The organism is Acinetobacter lwoffii (assembly GCF_024129435.1).
Taxonomy (GTDB): domain Bacteria; phylum Pseudomonadota; class Gammaproteobacteria; order Pseudomonadales; family Moraxellaceae; genus Acinetobacter; species Acinetobacter lwoffii_F.
This window is the reverse complement of sequence record NZ_JAMXXN010000011.1, coordinates 53,048-64,905: the sequence shown is the minus strand read 5'-3', so window position 1 is coordinate 64,905 and position 11,858 is coordinate 53,048. Positions and strand designations below refer to the sequence as shown.

10 protein-coding genes are annotated in these 11,858 nt (G+C 45.5%); 5 read left to right on the top strand and 5 right to left on the bottom strand.

Going from position 1 to position 11,858, the window contains the following annotated elements; genetic code table 11:
* The first annotated feature begins 37 nt into the window (after positions 1 to 37).
* From NI455_RS09140 to NI455_RS09125, 4 genes are read left to right on the top strand one after another with little or no spacing between them, the layout of a single operon-like run.
* Positions 38 to 739: an energy transducer TonB gene (locus NI455_RS09140; protein WP_253113748.1), complete on the top strand. Its 702-nt coding sequence runs from the start codon at positions 38 to 40 to the stop codon at positions 737 to 739.
* Positions 740 to 775: 36 nt separating this feature from the next.
* Entirely contained in the window at positions 776 to 1,675 is a 900-nt protein-coding gene (locus tag NI455_RS09135) for a MotA/TolQ/ExbB proton channel family protein (RefSeq protein ID WP_253113744.1), read from the top strand.
* A 16-nt stretch (positions 1,676 to 1,691) separates the two neighbouring features.
* Positions 1,692 to 2,117 carry an ExbD/TolR family protein gene (locus tag NI455_RS09130; RefSeq protein ID WP_005247138.1) on the top strand — a complete coding sequence of 142 codons (426 nt, stop codon included), beginning with the start codon at positions 1,692 to 1,694 and terminating at the stop codon, positions 2,115 to 2,117.
* 21 nt (positions 2,118 to 2,138) lie between these two features.
* Positions 2,139 to 2,555 (top strand): ExbD/TolR family protein, encoded by a 417-nt coding sequence (locus NI455_RS09125; RefSeq protein ID WP_004279208.1) that lies wholly within the window; start codon positions 2,139 to 2,141, stop codon positions 2,553 to 2,555.
* A gap of 55 nt (positions 2,556 to 2,610) precedes the next feature.
* On the opposite strand, the gene ftn is transcribed toward NI455_RS09125, so the two are convergent.
* The gene (gene ftn / locus NI455_RS09120; protein WP_004279207.1) at positions 2,611 to 3,075 is read right to left on the bottom strand and encodes a heteropolymeric bacterioferritin subunit Ftn; all 465 of its coding nucleotides are present in this window, start codon (positions 3,073 to 3,075) and stop codon (positions 2,611 to 2,613) included.
* Between the two features lie 342 nt (positions 3,076 to 3,417).
* Here ftn and NI455_RS09115 point away from each other — a divergent pair, with 342 nt between their 5' ends.
* A complete protein-coding gene (locus NI455_RS09115) occupies positions 3,418 to 4,485 on the top strand; it encodes an SDR family oxidoreductase (protein ID WP_253113741.1) in 1,068 nt (355 codons plus the stop codon).
* A 70-nt stretch (positions 4,486 to 4,555) separates the two neighbouring features.
* Here NI455_RS09115 and ligA read toward each other — a convergent pair whose 3' ends face one another.
* The 4 genes from ligA to NI455_RS09095 all read right to left on the bottom strand — a co-directional run bounded on the left by ligA (position 4,556) and on the right by NI455_RS09095 (position 11,831).
* The gene (gene ligA / locus NI455_RS09110; RefSeq protein WP_253113737.1) at positions 4,556 to 6,595 is read right to left on the bottom strand and encodes an NAD-dependent DNA ligase LigA; all 2,040 of its coding nucleotides are present in this window, start codon (positions 6,593 to 6,595) and stop codon (positions 4,556 to 4,558) included.
* Positions 6,596 to 6,704: 109 nt separating this feature from the next.
* Entirely contained in the window at positions 6,705 to 7,670 is a 966-nt protein-coding gene (locus NI455_RS09105; protein ID WP_253113733.1) for a cell division protein ZipA C-terminal FtsZ-binding domain-containing protein, read from the bottom strand.
* A 1-nt stretch (position 7,671) separates the two neighbouring features.
* Entirely contained in the window at positions 7,672 to 11,124 is a 3,453-nt protein-coding gene (smc, locus tag NI455_RS09100; protein WP_253113796.1) for a chromosome segregation protein SMC, read from the bottom strand.
* 11 nt (positions 11,125 to 11,135) lie between these two features.
* Complete coding sequence (locus NI455_RS09095) at positions 11,136 to 11,831, bottom strand: GntR family transcriptional regulator (RefSeq protein ID WP_144724252.1); 696 nt, start codon at positions 11,829 to 11,831, stop codon at positions 11,136 to 11,138.
* Positions 11,832 to 11,858: the final 27 nt, after the last annotated feature.

Genomic DNA, 11,858 nt, shown 5'->3' with positions numbered 1-11,858 from the left:
CACTATTTCCTGTTTGTCTTAAATTCTAGGAGTCATGATGGGCACAAAGTTTGAAGACTTAGAAAAAAACTCCGCCAAAAAACTGACTGGTATTGGGGTCGTTGTTTTTTTGCATATCCTGGTTGGCCTGGTACTCATGGCTGGTATGGCAAAAGACATTATTAAACCAACGGAACAGCCAGTTGAGCTAATGATTATTCAAGATATTAAGCCGCCTGAACCTGAGCCACCAAAAGAAACACCACCTGAACCACCAAAAATCGTGGAAAAAGTAGCACAAGTGCCTGAGGTGAAACCGGTTGAAAAAGTCGTTCCTGTACAGAAAACACTTCCAACACCAACCCAACCGACAACTGTTGCAGTACCTACTCCCGTTGCAGCGAGTCCTTCACCAAGTCCGGTAGCAGCACCGGCTCCAGTAGTCGCAGCCGCTCCAGCCCCAGCTCCTCCACCCGCTGGCGTAACTCGTGGTGTTTCACAAGGTGAAGCAGGTTGTAAACGCCCAGACTATCCACGTGATGCACTGATGAATGAAGAACAAGGTGAAGTCTTGATCTCTGTATATATAAATACCACCGGCAAGGTCCAGGATGCCAAAGTGAAAAAGTCGAGCGGTAGTCGTGCGCTGGATCGTGCAGCATCCAAGGCCTTCAGCTTATGTACTTTCAAGCCGGCAATGAAAAATGGCGAACCGCAAGAATCTTGGTATGACATTCCATATGAATTTGTCCTTGACTAACAGATACAACAGATAAAGAAAAAAATCAGGAGATCCATGATGAAAAAATCACTAAAACCTTTAAAAAATATGACTGCTGCTGGTCTGATTGCCATGAGCACTTTATTACCTCTGCAAACAGTTTTTGCAGAACAGTCCGCTACCCCCAATACCAGTGCTGTCACTGAAACAGTGGTAACAACACCTGCAACAGCGGCTACACCGACCCCGCCACCACTGCCTGCTGAAGCTAGCGATGAAAAAGCTGGATACAATCCTTATGGCCTAGAAGCCATGTGGAAAGAAGGTGATATTGTTTCTAAAATCACTTTGTTTATTCTGGTGGTCATGTCGATCGGTACCTGGTACATCATGATCAGCAAATGTTTACAGCAAAGTAAGATCCGTAAGCAAGCCAAGGAAGCTGAACACCAATTCTGGGAATCATCTTCTCTAGATAATGCAACCGAGAATCTGGATGAAGCCAGCGTCTACCGTTTTATTGCGGAAAAAGGTATCAAGTCAACCAAAAATCATGGTGGCACATTACTTGAGCGTATTGATTTCAATACCTGGGTCACCATTTCGATTTCCCGTGCAATCGACAAAATCCAGAACCATCTGAGTGGTGGCCTGGCCTTCCTTGCGACAGTCGGTTCTACCGCACCTTTCGTTGGACTTTTCGGTACGGTTTGGGGGATTTACCATGCACTGACTGCCATTGGTGTTTCAGGTCAGGCTTCGATTGATAAAGTAGCAGGTCCAGTGGGTGAAGCACTGATTATGACAGCTATCGGTCTGGCCGTAGCAGTACCTGCAGTACTTGGCTACAACTGGTTGACTCGCCGTAATAAAGCGGTCATGGAAGAAGTCCGTACTTTTGGTTCTGATTTACACGCAGTATTACTCAGCGGTGAAATTACAACCAATAATCCTGTTAATCGTGACGTGAAGTAAGAGTGAGGCATCAGCCATGGGAATGATGGTCAATTCAAACGACAGCGATGATGAGGTAATTGGAACCATTAATACCACCCCTTTGGTTGATATTATGCTGGTTCTGCTCATTATCTTCCTGATTACTGTACCGGTTGCCATTCATACCGTACCTGTCGATCTGCCCGAAGAAAGAAATGTACTGTATGAAACCAAGCCAGAAAATGTTCAGCTGGCTGTCAATAAAACTGGCGATATTTTCTGGAACGAAATTTATATTGCAGATAAAACAGTTTTACTGAGCCGTTTACAGGCAGAAGCACAGAAACGTCCGCAGCCTGAAGTGCATATTCGTGGTGATCAGTTAACACCTTATGAAGCAATTGATCAGGTGATTAGTACCACCCAACAGGCCGGTATTGGCAAAATTGCTTTTGTCACCACTCCGCCCGCTACACCTTAAGCACAAAGAAGGATTAAGTTTATGGGTATGAATGTTGGTTCAAATCAAGACGATGATGTGATGTTAGATGTCAACATGACCCCATTGATTGATGTCATGCTGGTCTTGCTGATTATGTTTATTATCACAATTCCTTTGCCGAATAACTCGATTAATATCGATCTACCGAATGGAACGCCTCCTGTAACCGATGAAAAACCGCCTGAGCTGGTGGAATTACGTCTGGATGCACAAGGTAAGATTTTCTGGAATGAACAGCCGGTAGCAAATACCCAAGCTCTGGAAAACTTATTCAAGACAGTAGCGCAAAAAGCGGATCAGGATCAGATTAAAATCAAGGCGGATCGTGCCACTGAATATAAACATATCGCTATGGTCATGGCGGCAGCTCAAAGGCTGGAGGTCAAAAAAATTGGCATTATGAGTAATAACAACTAAGTATTTTCAAGATATAAAAAACCCAGCATGTGCTGGGTTTTTTATTCATCCGGTTTTACATCTGTGACTGAATATAATTTTGCAGACCAATCAGTTCGATTAAGCGCAATTGTTTTTCTAACCAGTAAGTATGGTCTTCTTCGGTATCCGACATTTGCTGGCGTAACATATCACGGCTGATATAGTCACCTTTCTCTTCGCACAGTTTGATGCCCTGCGCCAGTTTTTCCCGCACATGATATTCAAGTTTTAGATCGGCTTTCAGGCAGCTCACCACATCCTCGCCAATCTCAACGTCATCGCGCTGCATGTTTGGCGTTCCTTCAAGGAACAGAACACGACGGATAATCGCATCCGCATGCTGGGACTCTTCTTGCATTTCGTGATCGATACGTTCAAAGATTTTGGTCAATCCCCAATCTTCATACATACGAGAGTGAATCAAGTATTGGTCACGAGCAGCCAGTTCGCCACCGATCAACATATTTAAATAATCTACGACTTCTGGATTTCCGCGCATTTGAATAACTCCCTACCTGTATTTTGCTATTATGGCGAAAAGCAATTGAATTTGCAAAGCTTAACCATGGTTAAATATTTGATTTTTATATAATTAAAATGAGAAGTACTTGCATTTACACTTTGTTCTTAATGAAATCCCATTTATAAAACAACACTTTGCACTTTCATTACGCTTGGCAATAACCTAAAACTGGCGAATAAACACATGCGTTAAAATTTGTAAATCTTAATTTTGACCAGACAGATTCATTCTTTTTGTATAAACATCACTGCATTGGCGTACTTCATGCTTAAATTTCGCTTATCATTCACACAAATTTAAAACAACAACGGTTCCGATATGACACATCCACAAACAACAGCGCCTGTTCTGGTTACCGGTGCATCGGGTTATATTGCCAGCTGGGTCATCCAGAAATTACTCACGCAAGGCTATACCGTACATGCCACGGTGCGTGACCTGAATAAAAGTAAAAGCTTTGCCCATTTAGAAAAAATTGCCGACAGCACGCCGGGAACTCTCAAGTTATTTCAGGCCAATTTATTAAGCCCAGGCTCTTTTGATCATGCTATGCAAGGTTGTGAAATTGTCTTTCATATGGCCTCGCCTTTTGTGGTCACCAATTATAAAGATGCAGTCAAAGATATTATTGAACCTGCGGTGTTAGGCACTGAAAATGTACTGAATAGTGTCAATCAGACTGAATCAGTGAAACGCGTGATCGTCACATCGAGTATCGCATCCACCTATGGCGATGCCATTGATATTCTACAGACTGAAAATAACAGTTTTGATGAATCACATTGGAATACCACCAGTTCGGCCACACATCAGCCTTATCCTTATTCCAAAGTCATGGCAGAGCGCAAAGCCTGGGAAATGGCTGAAGCACAGGATCGCTGGGATCTGGTCTGTATCAATCCGGCACTGGTTTTTGGTCAATCCTTAACGCCAAATACCCAATCCGGTAGTGTAGAAGTCCTGCAACAGTTTGCCAACGGCATGACTTTGCTTGGTGTCCCGCCGATGTGGAATGGCGTCGTCGATGTTCAGGATGTCGCTGAAGCGCATATCCGTGCGGCGTTTAATCCAGAAGTGCATGGCCGTTATATCATTTGTAGTGAAAGCTTGAGCCTGCTGGAAATGGGCCAAATTCTACGGGCATATTTTGGCAATAAGTTTCCGTTCCCGCGCAATCAATTGCCGAAGGCAGCTTTCAAAATGTTCGGACCTGTAGCAGGTTTTAGCCGCAAATTTGTAGAGCTAAATATGGGTTATCCAATTTTCTTTAATGCCCAGAAAAGTAAAAATGAGCTCGGTATTGAGTATCGTCCGGTGAAAGAAAGTCTGGTTGAACATTTCCAGCAGCTACTCGATGATGGTGTTGTGAAAAAATATATTCCTTAATCTTTTTATGCAAAAAGCCACCCGAAGGTGGCTTTTTTAACTCTTATTCTTTCATGAAATGTGCAGAGATTTAGGCTTCAAGCTGACCATAGTCTTGCATCAAGCCAATAAACTGTTGTTCATTGATCACTGGAATACCAAGTTTTTCTGCTTTATCCAGTTTTGAGCCAGCTTTTTCACCCGCAACCACACATTTGGTTTTGCTGGATACACTGCCACTGACTCGTGCACCTAAGGCTTGCAATAACTGGGTTGCATCATCTCGTCCCATACTGCTTAAAGTCCCGGTGACCACCCAGCTTTCGCCGTTTAACGGCTGACGAGTCGGTGCGATCGGTGCATCCCAGTGAATACCGGCAGCCAGTAAACGATCCAGAACTTCCAGATTATGCGGTGCCTGAAAGAAATCCAGAATCCATTCCGCAGTGATATCACCTACATCCGGAGTTTTCTTTAAAGCCTCCAGATCGGCCTGACGCAAGGCATCCAGCGTCTGGAAAGTATTGGCCAGCATCCGCGCCGTAGTTTCACCCACCCCACGAATACCGAGTGCATAGATAAAAGCAGCCAGTGTGGTCTTTTTACTGTTTTCAATGGCATCCAAAAGATTCTGAACCGATTTGGCCCCCATCTTTTCAATACCTAGCAAAGTCTCACGATGTTCATGCAGATGGTAAATATCTGAGACATCTTTCAGAAGATTCAGATGCAGCAACGATTCTGCCCAACGGTCACCCAAGCCTTCAATATCCATGGCTTTACGTGAGACAAAGTGACGAATGGCCTCAATACGCTGTGCGGCACAATACAGCCCACCGGAACACCGTGCCAAGGCTTCGCCTTCCGGCATGACCACGGGTGAATCACAGACTGGACATTGTTCAGGTAAATGCACTTGGACTGCATCAACCGGGCGAAATTCCGGCCAGACTTTTTCCACCTTAGGAATTACATCGCCACTACGATAAACACTGACCGTATCACCAATGCGTACATCCAGACGGTGAATTTCACCAATATTGTGCAGGGTTACATTGGAAACAGTTACTCCGCCGACAGCGACCGGATTTAAACGCGCAACCGGCGTCAATGTTCCAGTACGACCCACTTGCCAATTAATATTTTCTACCGTAGTCAGTGCAGCAACGGCCGGAAATTTATAGGCAGTAGCCCAGCGTGGCTCGCGACTCAGGAAACCAAGCTGTTGCTGCTGTTTCAGATCATTGACCTTAATCACCATGCCATCGATTTCGACACTGAGACTGGCACGCTCATCAATGATCTGTTCGTAGACCTTTTGCACGTCCTGAATACTGTCACAGATAAAGTGACGCTCGCCAACCGCAAAACCGAACTGATGTAACCATTCCAGACTGGCGGACATAGTGGTTTGTCCATGATGCGGCACGCACTGAGCAATCCCATAAGCATAAAAAGCCAATGGCCGCGAGGCAGCAATATTCGGGTCCAGCTGACGCAAACTTCCTGCCGCAGCATTACGCGGATTAGCAAAGGTCTTTTCACCTTTGGCGGCATTGGCAGCATTCAATTTTTCAAAACCGGATTTCGGCATCAACACTTCGCCGCGGACTTCCAACAAATCGGGAATGATGCCATTCACCGGAGATAAAAGTTTCGGCAGGTTGCGAATGGTTCTGACATTCTGGGTGATGTCTTCACCGGTTTCCCCATCGCCGCGTGTCACCCCACGCGTCAGTACGCCATGCTCATACCAGAGTGAAATGGCCAGACCATCAAATTTCAGTTCCACATCATATTCAATTTTTTGATTTGGCAAACGTTCTTCAATACGGCGGGCAAAAGCCAGCAGATCTTCCTGATTAAAGACATTACCCAATGACAGCATCGGCACGGCGTGTGTTACGGTCACAAATTTTGAAAGCACCTGTCCACCGACTTTATCGGTCGGGCTATCGGACTGGATCAGATCAGGATATTGTTGTTCTAGGGCTCTAAGCTGATGAAAGAGCTGATCATATTCACTGTCTTCAATGCTCGGTTGATCCATCACATAATAAGCATGGTTATGCTTGGCAAGCAGTTGAATCAGTTGACGCATTTGCGCAATGACAGTGGCATCTTGGGTCATAATTTCACCATAAAAAAGGGCGGAAAATCCGCCCTGTAGAATATTCAGCTTTTGGCTATTATAAAAATTGCAGTCTACAGATTCAACTTGGAGATTGAACAAAGCAGCCTTAAACTTCCGTGCCTTGTCCAGCACGATAATCAATCGCCTGATGGCGCCAGAATTCACGTAATTGTGGAGTAAATTCCTGCTGGTTCTGGTCATAGACCAGACCATCGACTTCACGTGCAATCAAACGTGAAATACTGTCCATGGTATCAAACGCATTTTGTACATCGCTATGCGGTAAAGCCAGGAAGAATGCCAGACCTTTTACTTCCTGAGTCGACAGGGTTTCCAGATCAAAGCCTTCCATCCCAGTATCAGTCATTTGCAATACCGAAAACAGCAGTTTTGAACCATCTTCACTATAACGGTGGAAACAGGCCAATTCACCATAACGCAGGCCATATTTCAATAAAACCTTCAAGGTTTTATCACCCGAAAGTACACGGCCTTGCGGATAGATATGCAAAGAAATAATGGTTTCAGCATTGGACAAAGCACTTTCTTCATCCACTATTTTTTGCTCATGCAGATGTGCATCCAGAATACTGCTTTCATCATTAAATTCAGAAATTTCTGCTTTTTCGATGTTGCTGTTCAGGCTGAATTCAGGCGTTTCTTCCTTGGTTTCAGTCTGGCTATTCTCCTGCTCTGCTTTTACTTGCGGAATATCTACTGCCGTGACTACCGACTTTGCCTCTACTTCAGCTTCTGTTGACGGGACAACTGCAAGAGTTTCGACCGCTGTCGGCTCAACTGGAGTTGATTCGGCCTTGTGAAATACTGAAGGCTTTTCAGGAGCCGGTTCATCTATACTCAGGCTTGGCTCGATACGATCAGATTCGACATCCTGTTGTGCCAACTGAGAACGTACATGCCTTGGAATGATAGGCGTCTGGCTATCCAGGTCGATATGCAGGTTGGCATCCAGTGAAGGTACAGCCTCTACAGGTTTTTTGAACAGCATTCTTATACCAAAAAGCATAATCACAATTGCGATAACAATCCCGATAATGGTGGTGATTTCCATATTATACCTCCGCAGCTAGGCCGTATTCTTTTGCCTGTTCCAAATTAACTGTCACTAATTTTGAGGTTCCCGGTTCAGGCATGGTTACACCTAAAAGATCAGTCGCCATCATCATTGCAAGTTTGTTATGGGTAATATAAATAAATTGCACGTGTTCAGAAAGCTCTTTGACTAAATTACAAAAGCGTCCCACATTGGCATCATCCAGCGGTGCATCGACTTCATCCAGTACGCAAAATGGTGCCGGATTTAAGCGAAAAATCGCGAATACCAATGCTAATGCAGTTAAAGCCTTTTCTCCACCAGAGAGTAAGGCCAATGAGCTGTTTCGTTTACCCGGTGGTCGGGCCATCAGTTTTACCCCCGACTGCCAGCCATCTTCAAGGCTTAAACTCGCCTCACCGCCTTCAAACACTTTCGGGAACAGGTTTTGCAGTTCAGCATTGACCTGATCAAACGTGTGCATAAACAGTTTACGGGTTTCCTGATCAATACTCTTCATCGCAGCCTGTAGCTGTTCAACCGTATTTTCCAGATCCTGCATCTGGTGACTCAGTTCCTCATAACGTTTTGACACTTCTTCATATTCTTCGGAAGCCGCCAGATTGACTGCACCGAGTTTATCAAACTGGGCCTGAGCTTTTTCCAGCTTCGCCTGATGAGCTTTGATATCAATATCTAGCCCGGAAATTACTTCACTATTCAATTCTTTCAGTTGTTCAGAATAATGCTGCAAATCAGATTTGGCTGCCTGCCAGGCCAGACGTTTTTCTTCCAGTGTAGTACGGAGTTTTTCATCCTGCTGCTGAAAACTGTGACGCTGTTCGGTCAGCTGCTGCTGTTTGCTCTGCACCTGATTTAATTCAACCTGCCAGTCGGCCCAGGTTTTTTGCAGCTTTTCAGTGATCTGCGCCTGTTCATTGAACTGGCTCTGTAAAGCAGGTAATTCCAACTGTACCGGATCGACAAACTTTTTGGCTTGTTCGATTTGTGCAGTAATTTGCTGAGACTGTTCTTTTAGGAAAACCTGATCTTTTTCCAGTAATTCGATCTGCTGTTGGCTTTGCACACATTGACGGCGCAGCAATTCCAGTTCCTGCTGCGCTTGCTGGCTAAGCTGCTGCGAGTCATCTAACTGAGCGCTCAATTCTTCCAGCTGGAATTGCAGGGTTTTATAATTTGGTAACGCCTGTTCCAGCTTGATATTCAAGGCATGCAGGTCAATTTCCAGATCATCTTTCTGCATGGCATCTTCTTCAAGCTGCTCATCAAGTTGTTGCAGCTGATGCTGTAATTGCTGCTTTTGCAATGCAAAAGCCTGCGCACTACTTTGTACTTTAGCAATATTGACATCGAGTTGCTGCAGCTGCTTTTGAGCTTGTTTCTGCTGCTCGCTGATACTCTGAATCTGATTTTGCAAAGCTTTAACCTGATCGGCGAATTCAGGTAACTGCTGCTCCAGCTGCATAAACTTAGGTTCAAGTTCCGCAAGCTGCTGCTCAATTTCATCCAGACGGATTCGATGACTCAATGCGCCTTGTCCGGCCTGACTGGCTTCATCATACTCCAGCGCAATGACCCAGTCTGCCCCAACATGATAGCCATCCAGACTTAGGATTGACTGGCCTTGTAATAGCTCAGTTTGAAGCGGTAATGCTTGTGCTAATGTATCTACGACCGCGACTTGTTGCCACAGTGAATAATGCGGAGATTCAATCCAGTTGGCCAGACACATCGTATTGGCAATCTGCATTTTATCCTGCACAGCCTGTTGCTTTAACTGACGCGCACGATCTTCAAGGAAGTGCTCGCCCTCGGCCAGAATCTGGGCAGATAGCCATTTTGCCAGAAACTTTTCGATCAGGCTGGCATGTACCTTGCCTGCATCATTGAGCTTAAGTACATGCATCAGCTGTACCGCATCGTTTTTAGCATTTGGATTGGCTTTGGTCAGTAATTGACTCAGGTTTTTCTTTTCTGAATGAAGCACCTGAATTTCAGATTTGAGCTGCATCAGCTGTTGTTGACGACTCGCCTGCTCTTCCTGAATCTGCTCGAATTGAGCTCTTAAATCTGTTAATTGAATTTCATAGCCAACGATTTGCTGTTCAGCCTGGGCTTTGTCTGCCTGATACTGCACCAGCTCATCTTGCTGCGCCTGTTGCTGGATCTGTGCATTTTGCTGTTGGAGCGTCTGTTTCTGCTGTTCAATCCGTTCAATATTCTTTGCCAGTTGCTCGCTTTGAGCCAGCATTTGTAATTTACGCTGTTGCTGCTGTTCGACCTGAGTTTTAATCTGTGCGAATTGCGCTGCTACTGAACTCTGCTGGGATTTGAGCTCACTCAGATTCTGACTATGCGTCTGAGTCTGGCCATCTTGCTGTTGCAATTGTGCCTGTTGATCTTCAAATTGCTGCTGTAAAGTATCGAGTTGCAGTTCAATCAACTGCAAACGCTCTTTGGTTTGGGCTTTTTGCTGTTCCAGCTTGATCAGACTGCTGGAATTCTGCTCTAGCAAAGACTGCTTTTGTTGCAGGGTCATTTCCAGTTCAGCCAGTTTTTTCTCGGCCTGTTGCCATTCACTTTGCAAAGGAGTGGATTGCTGAATCAGACGCTGGAACAGTTCACTGGTGCTGCCCAAATCATGTTCAACGGTGGTCAGTTCGGAACGTACCAGCTTAAAGTTTTCCCCGAGCGTATTCATCTCAAGGGTATATTCTTCCTGTAAACGCTGGCTTTGCTCACATTGAAAAGACAGAATTTCGATCTTGATTGTGCGGATCTGTCCTTCCAGTTCTTTATATTGAATCGCACTTTCCGACTGACGTTTCAGGGTTTTTAGCTGGGATTTCAGTTCGGAGGCGATATCTTCCAGACGCGACAGGTTTTGTGTGGTGTGATCCAGATGCAGCATGGTTTCACGGCGACGCGCCTGATAGCGCGACACTCCGGCCGCTTCTTCAATATAGACCCGCATTTCATCGGGCTTGGCATCGACCAGACGGTTGATCATGCCCTGCTCGATAATCGCATAGGAACGCGGACCAAGACCGGTACCCAGGAAAATATCTGTAATATCACGACGACGGCATTTGCTGCCATTCAGGAAATATTCGGACTTGCCATCGCGGTTGACCTGACGGCGTACCGCCAGTTCGTTATAGGCATTATAAGCACCGCCCAGCTTGCCATAGGTATTGTCAAAGCGCAGTTCTACACTGGCCATGCCCACCGGTTTACGCTTGGCAGTTCCGGTAAAGATGACATCCTGCATGCTGCCACCACGCAACTGACGCGCACTGGACTCGCCCATGACCCAGCGTATGGCATCAATGACGTTGGATTTACCACAACCATTCGGTCCCACGACCGCAGTACGATTATCTTTAAAATGCAAAGTGGTACTGTCGGCAAAAGATTTAAAGCCTGAAAGTTTTAAACTGCTTAAACGCATAATGTCCTGATTTAACGTCGTGAGCGTCTGGCCCACGCGAGTTCAATTTGTTTCATCCGTGTCAGAGATTCCAACACAAGGTTGCGCAAGTGTCGACAAAAATCTTCCATAAATAAAGTGGCCTGATGGGTTTTTCGTATCAAAATTGCTTCAGTGACCAGTTTAAATAAGTCGAAAGATTCCTGTAACTCGCGTCTGGAAATATTCAGGGTCAAAAAATAGCTCCGACGTAAAGAAGGCAGCAGTTCCTGATAGTAGCGCATCAGATAAGGATTCCCGACCATCTCATGCTGCTGGGCCATGCCCTGAAAGATCAGATCATAAAACTTTTCAGTGTGTCCTTGGCGGGTTTCTGCTTCTAATTGTTCTAATAATAGCTGAATGCGCTCAGCTTCATGCACCCGCCAGGTTTCCGCCATGCGATGCACCATCTGCCCGAGCAATAATGAAGTCATGTCAAATAAGGCACGCACCTGCAAGGCGGACATTTCCGAGACAATCGCCCCACGGCGCGGGAAAATTTCAATCAGCTGGGTGCGTTCCAGCAAAAGCAGGGCTTCACGAACCGAACCCCGACTGACATCAAGCTCCGAGGCAATCCTGAGCTCCTGTATACGTTCGCCTTCGACCAGTTCACCGCGGATAATCTGTTCGCTAATGTGCTTGGCAATCTGCTCAGACAAACTCTGCGCTTGTTCTAATGGCATACCGTTCCTGTCTTTATTTTTATGGAT

Coding starts and splice junctions, on each gene's coding strand:
- NI455_RS09140 (WP_253113748.1), top strand. CDS start 38: ATGGGCACAAAGTTTGAAGACTTAGAAAAAAACTCCGCCAAAAAACTG.
- NI455_RS09135 (WP_253113744.1), top strand. CDS start 776: ATGATGAAAAAATCACTAAAACCTTTAAAAAATATGACTGCTGCTGGT.
- NI455_RS09130 (WP_005247138.1), top strand. CDS start 1,692: ATGGGAATGATGGTCAATTCAAACGACAGCGATGATGAGGTAATTGGA.
- NI455_RS09125 (WP_004279208.1), top strand. CDS start 2,139: ATGGGTATGAATGTTGGTTCAAATCAAGACGATGATGTGATGTTAGAT.
- ftn (WP_004279207.1), bottom strand. CDS start 3,075: ATGCGCGGAAATCCAGAAGTCGTAGATTATTTAAATATGTTGATCGGT.
- NI455_RS09115 (WP_253113741.1), top strand. CDS start 3,418: ATGACACATCCACAAACAACAGCGCCTGTTCTGGTTACCGGTGCATCG.
- ligA (WP_253113737.1), bottom strand. CDS start 6,595: ATGACCCAAGATGCCACTGTCATTGCGCAAATGCGTCAACTGATTCAA.
- NI455_RS09105 (WP_253113733.1), bottom strand. CDS start 7,670: ATGGAAATCACCACCATTATCGGGATTGTTATCGCAATTGTGATTATG.
- smc (WP_253113796.1), bottom strand. CDS start 11,124: ATGCGTTTAAGCAGTTTAAAACTTTCAGGCTTTAAATCTTTTGCCGAC.
- NI455_RS09095 (WP_144724252.1), bottom strand. CDS start 11,831: ATGCCATTAGAACAAGCGCAGAGTTTGTCTGAGCAGATTGCCAAGCAC.